General features: G+C 64.5%; 17 protein-coding genes. 9 read left to right on the plus strand and 8 right to left on the minus strand.

From position 1 onward, the window contains the following. Positions 1–1,444, minus strand: a 1,444-nt coding sequence (dnaK, locus tag B2V17_RS11905; protein ID WP_292997935.1) for a molecular chaperone DnaK, incomplete at its 3' end; no start/stop codon positions are given. Positions 1,445–1,618: 174 nt separating this feature from the next. On the opposite strand from dnaK, the gene B2V17_RS11910 reads away from it, so the two are divergent. The 4 genes from B2V17_RS11910 (at position 1,619) to B2V17_RS11925 (ending at position 4,403) form a co-directional block, all read left to right on the plus strand. After that, on the plus strand, positions 1,619–2,134 hold the full coding sequence (locus B2V17_RS11910) for a copper chaperone PCu(A)C (protein WP_292997937.1): 516 nt from the start codon (positions 1,619–1,621) through the stop codon (positions 2,132–2,134). 56 nt (positions 2,135–2,190) lie between these two features. Next, the gene (locus B2V17_RS11915) at positions 2,191–2,631 is read left to right on the plus strand and encodes a vgr related protein (RefSeq protein ID WP_292997939.1); all 441 of its coding nucleotides are present in this window, start codon (positions 2,191–2,193) and stop codon (positions 2,629–2,631) included. A 74-nt stretch (positions 2,632–2,705) separates the two neighbouring features. Further along, positions 2,706–3,866, plus strand: coding sequence for an indoleamine 2,3-dioxygenase (locus tag B2V17_RS11920; RefSeq protein ID WP_292997941.1), 1,161 nt, complete (start codon positions 2,706–2,708; stop codon positions 3,864–3,866). Positions 3,867–3,905: 39 nt separating this feature from the next. Further along, positions 3,906–4,403 carry a hypothetical protein gene (locus B2V17_RS11925; protein ID WP_292997943.1) on the plus strand — a complete coding sequence of 166 codons (498 nt, stop codon included), beginning with the start codon at positions 3,906–3,908 and terminating at the stop codon, positions 4,401–4,403. Here the strand turns inward: B2V17_RS11925 and grpE are convergent. Further along, on the minus strand, positions 4,400–4,966 hold the full coding sequence (gene grpE, locus B2V17_RS11930) for a nucleotide exchange factor GrpE (protein ID WP_292997945.1): 567 nt from the start codon (positions 4,964–4,966) through the stop codon (positions 4,400–4,402). The genes B2V17_RS11925 and grpE overlap by 4 nt on opposite strands. 18 nt (positions 4,967–4,984) lie before the next feature. Next, the gene (hrcA, locus tag B2V17_RS11935; RefSeq protein WP_292997947.1) at positions 4,985–6,028 is read right to left on the minus strand and encodes a heat-inducible transcriptional repressor HrcA; all 1,044 of its coding nucleotides are present in this window, start codon (positions 6,026–6,028) and stop codon (positions 4,985–4,987) included. Positions 6,029–6,109: 81 nt separating this feature from the next. Between hrcA and rph the strand changes: the two genes are divergently transcribed. The 4 genes from rph to B2V17_RS11955 all read left to right on the plus strand — a co-directional run bounded on the left by rph (position 6,110) and on the right by B2V17_RS11955 (position 9,718). Continuing rightward, complete coding sequence (gene rph, locus B2V17_RS11940; RefSeq protein WP_292997949.1) at positions 6,110–6,823, plus strand: ribonuclease PH; 714 nt, start codon at positions 6,110–6,112, stop codon at positions 6,821–6,823. Then, entirely contained in the window at positions 6,823–7,452 is a 630-nt protein-coding gene (rdgB, locus tag B2V17_RS11945) for an RdgB/HAM1 family non-canonical purine NTP pyrophosphatase (protein ID WP_292997951.1), read from the plus strand. Before rph ends, rdgB begins: the two co-directional genes overlap by 1 nt. 9 nt (positions 7,453–7,461) lie before the next feature. Further along, the gene (gene hemW / locus B2V17_RS11950) at positions 7,462–8,613 is read left to right on the plus strand and encodes a radical SAM family heme chaperone HemW (protein ID WP_292997953.1); all 1,152 of its coding nucleotides are present in this window, start codon (positions 7,462–7,464) and stop codon (positions 8,611–8,613) included. A gap of 208 nt (positions 8,614–8,821) precedes the next feature. Next, the gene (locus B2V17_RS11955) at positions 8,822–9,718 is read left to right on the plus strand and encodes a tyrosine recombinase XerC (protein WP_292997955.1); all 897 of its coding nucleotides are present in this window, start codon (positions 8,822–8,824) and stop codon (positions 9,716–9,718) included. A 5-nt stretch (positions 9,719–9,723) separates the two neighbouring features. On the opposite strand, the gene B2V17_RS11960 is transcribed toward B2V17_RS11955, so the two are convergent. Genes B2V17_RS11960 through rsmI form a run of 5 tightly spaced genes read right to left on the minus strand, consistent with a single transcriptional unit; the run spans position 9,724 to position 12,474 of the window. Further along, entirely contained in the window at positions 9,724–10,050 is a 327-nt protein-coding gene (locus B2V17_RS11960; protein ID WP_292997957.1) for a type II toxin-antitoxin system RelE/ParE family toxin, read from the minus strand. Beyond that, positions 10,047–10,274 (minus strand): type II toxin-antitoxin system ParD family antitoxin, encoded by a 228-nt coding sequence (locus B2V17_RS11965; RefSeq protein WP_324474871.1) that lies wholly within the window; start codon positions 10,272–10,274, stop codon positions 10,047–10,049. The genes B2V17_RS11960 and B2V17_RS11965 overlap by 4 nt, the downstream gene beginning before the upstream one ends. A gap of 49 nt (positions 10,275–10,323) precedes the next feature. Beyond that, complete coding sequence (gene gshB / locus B2V17_RS11970) at positions 10,324–11,280, minus strand: glutathione synthase (protein ID WP_292997961.1); 957 nt, start codon at positions 11,278–11,280, stop codon at positions 10,324–10,326. A 16-nt stretch (positions 11,281–11,296) separates the two neighbouring features. Then, positions 11,297–11,650, minus strand: a complete 354-nt coding sequence (locus B2V17_RS11975) for a YraN family protein (protein ID WP_292997963.1) — start codon at positions 11,648–11,650, stop codon at positions 11,297–11,299. Continuing rightward, complete coding sequence (gene rsmI, locus B2V17_RS11980; protein ID WP_292997965.1) at positions 11,647–12,474, minus strand: 16S rRNA (cytidine(1402)-2'-O)-methyltransferase; 828 nt, start codon at positions 12,472–12,474, stop codon at positions 11,647–11,649. Before rsmI ends, B2V17_RS11975 begins: the two co-directional genes overlap by 4 nt. 39 nt (positions 12,475–12,513) lie before the next feature. Between rsmI and B2V17_RS11985 the strand changes: the two genes are divergently transcribed. Next, the gene (locus tag B2V17_RS11985) at positions 12,514–13,662 is read left to right on the plus strand and encodes a penicillin-binding protein activator (protein ID WP_292997967.1); all 1,149 of its coding nucleotides are present in this window, start codon (positions 12,514–12,516) and stop codon (positions 13,660–13,662) included.

Genomic DNA, 13,662 nt, shown 5'->3' on the forward strand with positions numbered 1-13,662 from the left:
TGCCGTTGGCGTCGATGTCGAACGTGACCTCGATCTGCGGCACGCCGCGGCGCGCGGCCGGAATGCCGACCAGGTCGAACTGGCCCAGCATCTTGTTGTCACCGGCCATTTCCCGCTCGCCCTGGAACACGCGGATGGTCACCGCCTGCTGGTTGTCCTCGGCGGTCGAGAAGACCTGGCTCTTCTTGGTCGGGATCGTGGTGTTGCGGTCGATCATCCGGGTGAACACGCCGCCCAGCGTCTCGATGCCCAGCGACAGCGGAGTCACGTCGAGCAGCAGCACGTCCTTGACGTCGCCTTGCAGAACGCCTGCCTGGATCGCCGCGCCCATGGCGACGACTTCGTCCGGGTTGACGCCGGTGTGCGGTTCCTTGCCGAAGAATTCCTTCACCACTTCACGCACGCGCGGCATGCGGGTCATCCCGCCGACCAGCACGACATCGTCGATGTCCGAAGCCTTCAGGCCGGCATCGGCCAGCGCCTTCTTCATCGGTTCCTTGGTGCGTTCGATCAGGCCAGCGACCATCTTTTCCAGATCGGCGCGGGTGATCGTTTCGACCAGGTGGAGCGGCGTGGTGGTGCCGCCTTCCATGCGGGCGGTGATGAACGGCAGGTTGATCTCGGTCGAAGCGGTGCTCGACAGTTCGATCTTGGCCTTTTCAGCCGCTTCCTTGAGCCGCTGGAGCGCGAGCTTGTCGGTCCGGAGGTCCATGCCCTCCTTCTTCTTGAACTGTTCAGCCAGCCATTCGACCACCTGGGTGTCGAAGTCTTCACCGCCGAGGAAGGTATCGCCGTTGGTGCTCTTCACTTCGAACACGCCGTCGCCGATTTCGAGGATCGAGACGTCGAAGGTGCCGCCGCCAAGGTCATAGACCGCGATGGTCTTGCCGTCGTTCTTTTCGAGGCCATAGGCCAGCGCCGCCGCAGTCGGCTCGTTGATGATGCGCAGAACTTCAAGGCCGGCGATCTGGCCGGCATCCTTGGTCGCCTGGCGCTGTGCGTCGTTGAAGTAGGCCGGGACGGTGATGACCGCCTGGGTAACGGTTTCGCCGAGATAGGCCTCAGCGGTTTCCTTCATCTTCTGAAGGATGAATGCGCTGATCTGGCTGGGCGAATAGTCTTCGCCGCCGGCCTTGACCCAGGCGTCGCCGTTCTTGCCCTTGACGATGGTATAGGGAACCAGCTCGGTGTCCTTCTTGGTCACCGGATCGTCAAAGCGGCGGCCGATCAGGCGCTTCACCGCAAAAATCGTGTTGTCGCCGTTGGTCACGGCCTGGCGCTTGGCCGGCTGCCCGATCAGGCGTTCACCATCCTTGGTGAAGGCAACGATCGAGGGCGTGGTGCGCGCACCTTCGGAATTTTCAATTACCTTGGGCTTGCCGCCGTCCATCACGGCAACGCAGCTGTTGGTAGTGCCAAGGTCGATACCGATAACTTTAGCCATTTGAACCCCATCCTTACTCAGACTGGTGACACCGCTTGTTTCGCCTCCCGCAGTTGCAGCAAGACGGCCCGGCGGCTCTTCAAGGGGCGATATAGGAGTGGTTTTGCTTGGCACAAGGGCAGCGGATGTTTAGCGGTGCGGGCAAATTCACATCCTGCCGAAAGGACTACGACCGTGATCAACGCCCGCCGCTTCGCCCTGCCCCTCGCCGCCGCGCTCTCGCTGGCTGCCCTCGGTGCCTGCGACAGCGGCAAGGAAGCGGCAAAGCCGGAGGCGACGAAGGCTCCTGAAGGCAAGCCCGGGATCAGCGTGGCCGAAGGCAAGCTGATCCTTCCCGCAGTATCGGGCAATCCCGGCGCGGCCTATTTCGCGCTCGACAACGAAGGCACAGGCACGGTTTCGATCGCGGCGATCGCGATCGACGGAGTCGGCAAGACCGAAGTCCATCAAACCATTGGCGGCCAGATGAAGCCGGTCGACCGGATCGACGTCGAAGCCAAGACCGTGATCAAGTTCGAACGCGGCGGGCTGCACGTGATGGCGTTTGAACTGGGCGATCAGCTCAAGGCCGGCGAAACCACCGAGATGACCGTGACCTTCGCCGATGGCGACAAGGTATCCGCCCCGCTCAAGATCGAGGCGATGGGCGCCGATGCGATGGGCGGCATGGATCACGGGGAAAGCCACTGAGCGATCTGGCGCACACCTGCCCGGTCGGCGGTGAACGCCCGCTGACCGAGGGAGAGGTGGCGCTGGTCCGCTCGGTCTTCGGCAACGCCATCGATACAAGCCGGGTCACGATCCGGCGGCGGCGGTGGTTCCCGTTTCAACCCCGCAAGGTGACCATGGCCCCGCGCGGGCACATCCATTTCCACCCTCTGTCAGCAAGTTACTGCGATGATTTCAGTCGGGCAGGCCTGGCGCTGCAAGGCCACTTCATCCACGAAATGGTTCACGTCTGGCAGGTCCAGACCCGTGGCCCTTGGTATCTGATCCTGCGCCGTCCGTTCTCGCGCCGCTACGATTACAGCCTCAAACCGGGCTGGATGCTGGAGCGCTATGGGATCGAACAGCAGGCGGAGATTGTCCGTCACGCCTTCCTGCTGCGCAATGGCGCAAAGATCGCGGGGGTCGAGGGGCGCAAGGCTTATGACAAACTGGTGAATTTTAATGGCGCTGGGGATTGAGACGACCTCCTCGAACTGGTAACAGTTGAAACCATTACGGGCGGCCCAACCCGCGCCCGGCCAATGGGTTCTCCATGAAACTGTCTGATTACGGCATGTCGCGCGAGCGCGGCTATCTTGCTGCGTTCGAACTGGACGAAGTCACCCTTCCCGCCGCCTTCCATCCAATCGTCGAAGCGGCCGAGCGGCTATCCGGGATCATCTCCACCACCCGCCCGCGCCACTTCCTGGGCAAGCTGCCCGATCCGCGGATCGAGAGCTGGGCCAGGGAAGCCCCGGAGGAGCAGGTGCGCGCAGCGATGGTGCGCTATTCGTTTCTGGTCCAGACCTATGTCTGGGGTGAGCCCAAAGCGCCGCAGCACCTCCCCGCCAACCTCGCCCGCCCGATCGTGGCGATTGCCGACCGGCTCGGCCAGGCGCCGCTGCTGCCCTATTCGGGCTATGTGCTCGACAACTGGGCCCGGCTCGACAAGTCGGCCCCGCTCAGCCTCGACAATGTCCGGATGGTCCAGAACTTCGCCGGGGGCGAGGACGAGAACTGGTTCGTGCTGATCCATATCGCGATCGAGCTGGAAGCCGGGGTGCTGCTCGACAATGCCGTGCGCCTGATCGATGCGGTCGCGGCAGGTGATGCGGGTACCTGCGAAGCGCTGCTGCACGAGATGAACGCGGCCTGGGACAAGATCTACGCCATCTTCTGGCGGATGCCCGAGCATTGCGACCCCTATGTCTACTTCAACCGCGTGCGCCCGTGGATCCACGGCTGGGCCAACAACCCAGCGCTGGGCGGCGGGCTGGTTTACGAAGGGGTGGACAAGTACGCGGGCAAGCCGATGGCCTTCCGGGGCCAGACCGGCTCGCAAAGCTCGATCGTTCCGGCGATGGACGCGCTGTTCGGGGTGGCTCACAGCGACGATCCGTTAAAGAGCTTCCTCGACGAGCTGCACCACTACCGCCCGGTCCCGCATCGCCGCTTCATCGAGGACATCGCCGCGCGTTCGACCCTGCGCCAGTTTGTCACCGAAGCGGGTTCAGCCAGCCTGACGGACGCGTTCAATGCCAACCTCGAACAAGTCGCCCGCTTCCGCACCCGGCACCTCGAATATGCCGCCAGCTACATCAACAAGCAGGCCTCGGCCCTGCCCGGCAATGACCCTGACGTCGGCACGGGGGGGACGCCGTTCATGAAGTACCTGAAGAAGCACAGGGATGAGAACGCGGCGCAGGTGATCTGAATTTGTGATTTTTTAGCGCCACGGTAGTAAAGGAGCGAGATGAACCTAGTCTCCGATACCGTGGCCAAAAGTCCAAATCCGCCCAAGACTGAGGCCTATGCAAAGGTCCGCAGTCAGTGTGTCGATTCGTTTGCGAGATTAGAATTATCTATTATCACGCTCTGCGGGCGGACGGAGTTGAAGTTCGCCAGTCGGGCGCTGGTTGGCCAGAGAGTTAAGAAGCTTCGCGAACCTGGCACTATAGAATTGTTCGACAAGAATGATCAAGCTGCCACCGCCCGGCTTCTTGAAAAGGCAGAAAGTTTACTGCGAGAACGAACCGACATCGTTCATGCCGAAATGCTCATCGCTCACACCGACGGGGAAACGATGGCCATTTTCCGAAACTCGGCAGATTTGGTGGATGGTAGGCCCGAAGCGAGGATATATTCCCTAAAGTCACTGCGCGCTCTAGCCGACGACGTCAGCAACGTTGCTGGTGAAATCAACCGTCTACTTGCAGGAGCCGCGCCGACCGCACAATCCAAAGCTTCTTAATCCGGCTTCTTCGCCACAGCTACCATCGCCGGCCGCAGCAGGCGGTCCTTGATCATGTAGCCGGCTTGCAGTTCCTGCAGTACGGTACCGGGGGCGGCATCGGCGCTGGGGACTTCGAGCATGGCCTGATGCTGGTTGGGATCGAGCGGCAGGCCGGTGGCGGCGATCCGGCTGATGCCGTGGAGGCCGAAGACCTTGTCGATCTCGCGCGCGGTGGCTTCGATCCCGGCGACCAGGCTTTTCAGCCGCTCATCCTCGCGCAATTCCTGGGGAACCGCGTCGAGCGCGCGGGCAAGATTGTCGGCCACGCTCAGCATATCGCGGGCAAAGCCGGTTGCGGCATAGGCGCGGGTATCGGCAATGTCCTTTTCCAGACGGCGGCGCACGTTCTGGGTTTCGGCCTTGGCGTAAAGGACTTCCTGCTTGGCCGCATCCAGATCCTCGCGCAGCCGGTCGAGCGCCTCGCCCAGCTTGTCGGTTTCCTTTTCCAGCAATTCTTCAGGCACGCCGGCCAGTTCGGCTTCCACCGCCGGGTCGCCCTGCGGTTGCTTTTCGTCGCTCATCTTGTCCAAAAACCTGTCTTAACCGATCAACTTGCCCAGCGATTGGGCCGTGAAATCCACCATGGGGACTAGCCGCGCATAATTCAACCGTGTGGGGCCGATTACACCCACCACGCCGACCACCCGGCCATCGCGGTCGCGATAGGGCGAGGCGATCACCGAAGAGCCCGAAAGCGCGAACAAGCGGTTCTCCGCGCCGATGAAAATCCGCGTCGCTTCGGCATCGCGGGCGGAATCGAGCAGTTCGGCGATCGACTGCTTGTTCTCAAGATCGTCAAGCAGCAGGCGGACGCGTTCAAGGTCGGTCAGCGCGGTTTCATCAAGCAGGTTTGCCTGCCCGCGGACGATCAGCACTGGGCGGCTCATCGCGTCGGCGCTCCACACCGCCAGCCCGCGTTCGACCAGATCGCGGCTGGCCGTGTCGAGCGCGCTCTGGCCCGAGGCAATCTCGGTCCGGATCGCCTGCACCGCTTCTGGCAGGGTTCGCCCGCCAAGGTGCGCCGAGATATAGTTCGAAGCCTGTTCCAGCGCCGAGGCCGGCACGCCGGGGGGCAGCATCACCACCCGGTTCTCAACTGCGCCGTCGGTCCCAACCAGCACCGCCAGCGCCCGGTCAGTCGCCAGCGGGACCAGTTGAAGATGGGCCAGGCGCTGCTCGCGGCGCGGCACCATCACTACTCCGGCGGCGGAGGAGATGCTCGACAGCAGCGCCGAGGTTGCTTCCAGCGCGGCCTCGATCGGGCCGGGCTTGGTCACGCTGCGTTCGATCGCCGCGCGTTCCTCCAGCGACGGCTCGGCCACCTGCATGATCCCGTCGACAAACAGCCGCAGCCCCTGGTCGGTCGGCAAGCGTCCCGCCGAGGTATGCGGCGCGGCCAGCAGGCCAAGCCCTTCCAGCTCGTGCAGCACCGACCGGATCGAGGCCGGTGAAAGATTGAGCGCCCCCGCCCCGGCCAGCGTCTTCGATCCCACCGCCTGCCCGGTCGACAGATAGCCTTCCACCACCAGGCGAAAAATTTCCCGGGCGCGGTCGGTCAGATCGGTGATCGGCGGTGTGGTCATGAGCGGCCAATTTAGACTGCCCACTTGCGGGCTCAACCCCAATGCGCCTAACGCTCCGGGAAATCTAGCAAAGGAATTCCCATGCGACCTTCCGGCCGCGCGCCCGACGAGATGCGCGCTATCAGCTTCGAACCGCATTATACCAAGCATGCCGAAGGGTCGGTGCTGGTCTCTTTCGGACACACCAAGGTGATCTGCACCGCCTCCGTTGAAGAGCGCCTGCCGCCGTGGCTACGCGGCAAGGGCGAAGGTTGGGTTACGGCGGAATATTCGATGTTACCGCGCGCTACCCATACCCGTGGTTCACGCGAGGCGGCCAAGGGCAAGCAGAGCGGGCGGACGCAGGAAATCCAGCGGTTGATCGGACGCTCCTTGCGCGCGGTCACCGATCTCAAGAAGCTGGGCGAGCGCCAGATCACGCTCGATTGCGACGTGATCCAGGCCGATGGCGGAACCCGCACGGCGGCGATTTCCGGCGCCTGGGTCGCGCTGCGGATCGCGGTGGCCAAGCTGATGCTCGACGGCGCGATCAAGGAAGACCCGCTGACCCGCAAGGTTGCGGCAGTCAGCTGCGGGATCTTCCAGGGCAATCCGGTGCTCGACCTCGATTATGACGAAGACAGCGCGGCCGATGCCGATGCCAACTTCGTGCTGATCGAAGGCGGCCAGATCGCCGAGGTCCAGGCCACTGCCGAAGGCGCGACCTATGACGAGGAAGCCCTGCTCCGCCTGCTCCGCCTCGCCCGGATCGGCTGCGACCGGATCTTCGCGGCGCAGGCAGACGCGGTGAAGTGATGCCGCGCCGCCTCGGCTCCGAAACGCTGGTCATCGCCACCCATAACGCAGGCAAGCTAAAGGAAATATCCGCGCTGCTCGCGCCTTATGGGCTGAATTGCATCTCGGCAGGATCGCTGGGCCTGCCCGAGCCGGCCGAGACCGGAAAGACCTTTGTCGAAAACGCGCTGCTGAAGGCGCGGGCGGCTTCGGAGAGCTCGGGCCTGCCGGCGCTGGCCGACGATTCGGGGCTGTGCGTCGATGCTCTGGGCGGGCGCCCCGGGGTCTACACTGCCGACTGGGCCGAGCGGCAATGGTTCGAAGGACCTGCCGGGCGCGACTGGTACATGGCGATGGGCAAGGTCGAAGGCCTGCTTAGCGAGCTGGGTCCCGATGCGAACCGCTCCGGCCATTTCGCTTGCGTGTTGGCGATCGCCTGGCCCGATGGCGAAAGCGCGATCTACGAAGGCAAGGTCGCCGGCTCGCTGACCTGGCCGCCGCGCGGCACTCTGGGTTTCGGCTACGATCCGGTGTTCGTGCCGCAGGGCCGGACCGAGACCTTTGCCGAGATCGATCCCGCCGAGAAGCACAAGATCAGCCACCGCGCCGACGCCTTCACCAAGCTGGTCGCGGAGCAGTTTGGCGGGTAAGCACGGCGCATGGCCCGCGCGCTTTATATCCATTGGCCCTTTTGCCTCGCAAAGTGCCCCTATTGCGACTTCAACAGCCATGTCCGTGCCGCGGTGGACCACGCCGAATGGCAGGCCGCACTGCTGGCCGACATGCGCCGCGAGCATGAGCTGGCGGGCGGCGAGCGGCTCGAATCGATCTTCTTCGGCGGTGGCACCCCCAGCCTGATGCCGCCGGCACTGGTCGAAGCCTTGCTGCGCGAGGCCGAGCGGCTGTGGGGTTTTGCCGAGGGGATCGAGATCACGCTGGAGGGCAATCCCTCCTCGGTCGAGGCCGCCAACTATGCCGCGTTGGCCAGTGCCGGGATCAACCGGGTGTCACTTGGCCTGCAATCGCTCGACGATGCGGCGCTGCGCTTTCTCGGGCGGCTGCATGACGCCAATGAAGGTCTGAAAGCGCTTGAAGTGGCCCAGCAGTACTTCGCGCGGGTCTCGTTCGATCTGATCTATGCCCTGCCCGGCCAGTCCCCGGCGCAATGGCAGGCGCAGCTGGCCCGCGCGCTGGGGTTCGGCACCGGGCATCTCTCGCTCTACCAGCTGACGATCGAGCTCGGCACCAGGTTCGCCACCATGGTCCGCCAGAACGAATTCACCCCGCTCGACGACGATGCCGCCGCCGACCTGTTCGAACTGACCCGGCAGCTGACAGAAGCCGCCGGTCTGCCCGCCTACGAGATCAGCAACCATGCCCGCCTGGGCGAGGAAAGCCGCCATAACCTGACCTACTGGCGCTATCAGGACTATTGCGGGATCGGCCCAGGCGCGCACGGACGGCGCGGCGGGCTGGCGACGGTGCGGCACAAGAAACCCGAGAACTGGCTGGCTTCTGTCGCGGACAAGGGCGACGGCATGGCTGAGGAACGGCGGCTGTCCGCCGGTGAGCAGGCGTCCGAAGCGCTGCTGATGGGCCTGCGCTTGCGCGAAGGGGTGGACCTCGATAGCCTCTCCGCCCGGTTCGATTTCAGCGCGGCGCAATTGCTCGATACCGACAAGGTCGGGTTCTATTCCGCCCAGGGATTGTTGTGGCAGGAACCGGGCAAGCTCGGCGTGACATCTCAAGGCATGCCCTTGCTCGATGCCTTGCTGGGTGAGTTGGTTTCTGCGGAGCTGGTGGAGGGATGATCAGCTCCCCCTCCCATCCTCGCGACCTCCGTCACCCTGAACTTGTTTCAGGGCCCAATCCTCGTTTTGCTCTGCCCCCTCGTGCCAAAGCCAACCTCGCAGCATGTGTTGGATCCACCACCGCTGGGTCAACCGCACAATGGGCCCTGAAACAAGTTCAGGGTGACGGTCATTGGCAGGGTGGGTTGTGGTTCGGATGGATATCCAAATGACCCGCGCCGATCTCCTCGAAATGTGGCACGCGCACCTCAGCGACGGGCGCCGCCGATCGCCCCACACCGTGCGCGCCTATGTCGCAACGGCGGCAAGACTACTCGATGCCACCGAACTGGAGAGCTGGCCCGAGATCGCCCGGCTCGATTCCGCCGCGCTGCGCCAGCAACTGGCGCGCCGCCGTGCCGAGGGGCTGACCAATGCCAGCGCTGCCCGCGAACTCTCCGCTCTCAAGGGCTTCATCGCTTTCGCCCGCGAGCAGGCCGGGATGGCCGACACCGCCCCGCCCCGGATGCGCGGACCGCGGGTCAAGAAGGGCCTGCCCCGCCCGGTCACGCCGGATGAGGCGGTCAATCTCGCTTTCACTGTCGATGAGGATGCCAGCGAACCCTGGATCGGCGTGCGCGACCGGGCGGTGCTGCTGCTGCTTTACGGCGCGGGGATGCGGATTGCCGAGGCGCTGTCGCTGACCGGCGGTGCCATGCCGATCGGCGAGACGCTGACTGTCACCGGCAAGGGCAACAAGCAGCGGGTCGTGCCGATCCTGCCGCTCGTCCGCGACGCGGTGGCTGACTATGCCACCAAATGCCCCTGGCCGCTGCCCAAGGACGGGCCGCTGTTCCGCGGCGCCAAGGGCGGGCCGCTCAGCCAGGGTATGGTCCAGAAAGCCATGGCCCGCGCGCGCGTTTCGCTAGGCCTGCCTGCGAGCGCCACGCCCCATGCGCTGCGCCATTCCTTCGCTACACACCTGCTTGGGGCTGGTGCGGATTTGCGGAGCCTGCAGGAACTGCTGGGCCACGCGAGCTTGGGCTCGACCCAGATCTACACCAAAGTCGATGCGGCGGTGCTGCTGGACGTTTATCGGAATGCACATCCGAGGGAGCAAGGTTAGTTGCGTCAGTTTCCGTCCCGCGTCATCCATTCCGGAATGTCGCGTTTGGAATGAAGCAGACGAACGACATCGATCTGATCGCTGCGTTCGACATAGAAGGCCATCCAGGGAAACCCCTTCAAACGCCACGATCGCAATCCCGGCAACTCGAGAAGATGCCCCCAGCGAGGCGAGCCCGCCGCCGGATTTTCGCCGATGAACCGGTAGGCTGTTTCAAGCGCGCCAATGAAAGCCAGTGCGGTGGCGGCGTCGGCTTCTGACAAGTAGTAGTCGATTGCAGTTTCCACCTCGCTCATCACGAGCGGGCTTGGAATGACGGATTTTGCTGTCATGCCGCTGCGCGACGCACCTTTTCACGCAGACCGGCAAAGTATGACTCGTCCGCAGCCGTGCTGCCTGGCGTCTCGAGGCCTTCCAGCATCAGTGCGCGCAGCCTTTGCCGATCCTGATCCCTGCGGATCAGTTCACGGACATATTCGCTACTGGTGCCATAGCCCCGTTCATCCACTTGCAGGTCGACGAACGACTTGAGCGCTTCGGGGAGCGAAATGTTCATTGTAGCCATACGCGCATTGTAGCCCGAATGGCAAAAATTGGCAAGCCGGTCAGATCCGCCCCACCCGCCGCTCGATCGCATCCCAGATCAGCCCTGGCGTATCGGTACCGTTGAACCGGTCGATCGCGCGGATGCCGGTCGGCGAGGTCACGTTGATCTCGGTCAGCCACTTGCCACCGATCACGTCGATCCCGACGAAGATCAGCCCGCGTTCCTTGAGCGCCGGGCCGAGCGCGGCGCAGATTTCCTCTTCTCGGGCGGTCAGCGTGGTGGCTTCGGCATAGCCGCCTTGGGCCAGGTTCGAGCGGAATTCGCCCTCGCCCGGGCGGCGATTGATTGCGCCGGCGACTTCGCCGTCGACCAGCACGATGCGTTTGTCGCCCTCGCTGATCTCGGGAAGGAAGGGCTGGAACATGTGCGGTTCGACCCAGGCGTTGTCGAACAGTTCGATCAGCGCGCCAAGGTTCGATCCGTCGGTCGGAATCCTTACTACTGCCTTTCCGCCGTTGCCGTGGAGCGGCTTCATCACCAGATCGCCGGGGTGGCGGGCGTGGAAATCCTTCACGTCCTCGAACCGCCGCGCGATAAGAGTCGGCGGCATGAAGTGCGCGTAGTCGAGCACGAAGACCTTCTCGGGCGCATTGCGGACCGAGGCGGGATCGTTGACCACAAGTGTCTGGCCCTCAAGCCGCTCGAGCAAATGGGTGGCGGTGATGTAGCTGAGGTCGAATGGCGGGTCCTGCCGCATCAGCACCACGTCGACATCCTGCGCCAGGTCGATCCGGCGATGCTCAGCGCGGGTGAAATGCGCTCCCTCGACCCGCTGGACGGTAACCGGCGCGGCCCAGGCAGTGAGGCGGCCGCTTTCATAGGCCAGCGTCTGCACGGCATATTCGAACACCGTATGGCCGCGCGCCTGCGCCGCCTCGATCAGCGCGAAGCTGGAATCCCCGGTAATGTTGATGCTTTCGAGCGGGTCCATCTGGACAGCGACGCGAAGGGTCATGCGAACTCGGCTCCAATCACAGCAACAGGGCGTTCGCCATGTGGCGCGGTAAACGCCCCGGCGCAAGCAGCAGCACGTCGATGCGCTGCACATCGTCCGCTTTGGCATAGCGATGCGCGACTGCTTCGGCTGCAGCCGCAACCCGGCGCAGGCGGTAAGCATCGATCGCCAGGTCAAGCTCGGCGGCACTGGCCCGCCATTTGACCTCGACAAAGGCAACCACCCTGCCCCGCCGCGCAATCAGATCGATCTCGCCGCGCGGGGTCTTGAGCCGCTGGGCCACGATCCGCCAGCCCTTCAGCCGCAGGTACCATGCCGCCAATGCCTCGCCGCGCCGTCCGCGCGCCTCGCGTTCGGCGCGCGAGCTCACTTCAGTTCCATCGCCCGGGCATAGAGCGTCTTGCGGTCAAGCCCGGTCGTCCGCGCCACTTCGGCGGCTGCCTGGCTGGGCTTGAGCGTGGCCAGCGCCTCGCGGAGCAGCAAGTCGGCGTCTTCGGCGCTGGTTTCCACCTCGCCCGGCGGGGCGATCACCAGCACGATCTCACCCCGCGGCGAGTGCGCCGTATAGTGCGCGATCAACTCGGTTGGCGTGCCGCTGCGGCATTCCTCGTAAAGCTTGGTCAGTTCACGCGCGACGGCCACCTCGCGGCCCGGCAGTATTTCGATAATCGCGGCCAGGCTGTCGATCAGGCGCGGGGCGGTTTCGTAGAAGACCAGCGTTGCCTTGATCCCGGCCAGCTCTGACAGAGCGTCGGCACGGGCCTTGGCCTTGCTGGGGAGAAAGCCGGCAAAGAGAAAGCGGTCGCTGGGCAATCCAGCCAAGGTCAGCGCAACAATCGCCGCGCTCGGCCCTGGGATCGAGGTGACCGCGATCCCCTGTTCGCGCGCGCCGCGGACCAGCTTGTAGCCCGGGTCGGAGATGAGCGGCGTTCCGGCGTCACTGACCAGTGCCACCGCGCTTTCCCGCGCCAGCCCCAGCACGAAATCCCGCGTTTCATCGCTGGCGTGATCGTCATAGCGGATCAGCCGCGTCTTGACGCCAAGGTGCTGCAACAGCTTGCCGGTAACCCGGGTATCTTCACAGGCTACCGCAGCCACGGCACCGAGTACCGTTCCGCCGCGCTGCGAAATGTCGCCCAGATTGCCAATCGGGGTCGCGACAATATAGAGGCCGGGTTCAAGCGCTTGATCCATCGGTTCCACCATGGACTGCGCGCAAGGGAGCGACAAGGGATGATCGAGCCACGGATGAGCCGCCGCAGTATTGCATTGCTGATCGGCGTGGCCCTGCTGGCCGGGTGCAAGGTCATCCCCAAGGGTCCGGTCAATCCCCCGCCGCCCGAAGGTCCCGGCGATGGCCTTCCCGCCGACAAGGCGCGGCACCGCGTGGCGCTGCTGGTGCCACTGAGCGGCCCCAATGCCGGTCTAGGCCAGTCTATCGCCAATGCCACCACCATGGCGATCCTTGATACCAACGCCCAGACGGTGCGGATCACCACTTACGATACGTCGGGCGGCGCGGCAGCTGCCGCGGCGCGGGCACTCGACGAAGGCAACAAGCTGATCCTCGGCCCGATGCTGACCGAGGATGTTTCGACCGTTTCTGCGGTCGCCCGCTCGGCGCGGGTGCCGTTGATTACCTATTCCAGCGATCCCCGGGTGGCCGCGCGCGACGTATTCGTGATGGGCACGACGCAGGACAATTCGATCCTGCGGGTGGTGCAGTTCGCCCGGAGCAAGGGAATCAACCGCTTTGCCGTGCTGGCTCCCAAGGGTGAGCAAGGCAGCCGCATGGCGGCGAGCTATGGCGATGCGGTGCGTGCTGCCGGCGGCACGCTCAGCGCCAGCGACAGCTATGATCGCGGCAACAATTCGGTGCTCAGCGCGGCGTCACGGCTGAAGGCCAAAGGCGGGTTCCAGGCCGTGCTGATCGCCGATACGCCGAAGGTGGCGGCGCAGGCAGCCTCGCGTTTGAAGGCGTCCGGGGCGGCCAGCCCACGGATCCTCGGGACCGACCTGTGGAGCGGCGATCCGGTTGCCAGCAGTTCCGCCGCGCTGCGCGGAGCCTGGTTTGCAGCCTTGCCCGATACGCGATTCCGACAGTTCTCGACCAGCTATCAGGCCCGCTTCGGCGAAGCGCCCTATCGGCTGGCTACGCTGGGATATGATTCGGTGCTGCTGACCGTCCGGATTGCCCGGGAATGGCGGGGCAATTCGGCCTTCCCGGTCGGACGTCTGGCCGATACCGGCGGGTTCCTCGGTCTCGACGGACCGTTCCGCTTCACGTCGGCCGGCCTTGGCGAACGCTCGCTCGAAGTGCGCGAGACCCGTGCCGGGGGCGTGACCATCGTCAGCCCCGCGCCGGAGAAGTTCGTGGACTGA

The sequence above is a fragment of the Novosphingobium sp. UBA6272 genome (genome assembly GCF_002440635.1).
Lineage (GTDB): Bacteria > Pseudomonadota > Alphaproteobacteria > Sphingomonadales > Sphingomonadaceae > Novosphingobium.

Coding starts and splice junctions, on each gene's coding strand:
- rsmI (WP_292997965.1), bottom strand. CDS start 12,474: ATGGATCAAGCGCTTGAACCCGGCCTCTATATTGTCGCGACCCCGATT.
- rdgB (WP_292997951.1), top strand. CDS start 6,823: ATGCCGCGCCGCCTCGGCTCCGAAACGCTGGTCATCGCCACCCATAAC.
- B2V17_RS11925 (WP_292997943.1), top strand. CDS start 3,906: ATGAACCTAGTCTCCGATACCGTGGCCAAAAGTCCAAATCCGCCCAAG.
- B2V17_RS11920 (WP_292997941.1), top strand. CDS start 2,706: ATGAAACTGTCTGATTACGGCATGTCGCGCGAGCGCGGCTATCTTGCT.
- hrcA (WP_292997947.1), bottom strand. CDS start 6,028: ATGACCACACCGCCGATCACCGATCTGACCGACCGCGCCCGGGAAATT.
- B2V17_RS11955 (WP_292997955.1), top strand. CDS start 8,822: ATGACCCGCGCCGATCTCCTCGAAATGTGGCACGCGCACCTCAGCGAC.
- B2V17_RS11965 (WP_324474871.1), bottom strand. CDS start 10,274: ATGAACATTTCGCTCCCCGAAGCGCTCAAGTCGTTCGTCGACCTGCAA.
- hemW (WP_292997953.1), top strand. CDS start 7,462: ATGGCCCGCGCGCTTTATATCCATTGGCCCTTTTGCCTCGCAAAGTGC.
- grpE (WP_292997945.1), bottom strand. CDS start 4,966: ATGAGCGACGAAAAGCAACCGCAGGGCGACCCGGCGGTGGAAGCCGAA.
- rph (WP_292997949.1), top strand. CDS start 6,110: ATGCGACCTTCCGGCCGCGCGCCCGACGAGATGCGCGCTATCAGCTTC.
- B2V17_RS11985 (WP_292997967.1), top strand. CDS start 12,514: ATGATCGAGCCACGGATGAGCCGCCGCAGTATTGCATTGCTGATCGGC.
- B2V17_RS11960 (WP_292997957.1), bottom strand. CDS start 10,050: ATGACAGCAAAATCCGTCATTCCAAGCCCGCTCGTGATGAGCGAGGTG.
- gshB (WP_292997961.1), bottom strand. CDS start 11,280: ATGACCCTTCGCGTCGCTGTCCAGATGGACCCGCTCGAAAGCATCAAC.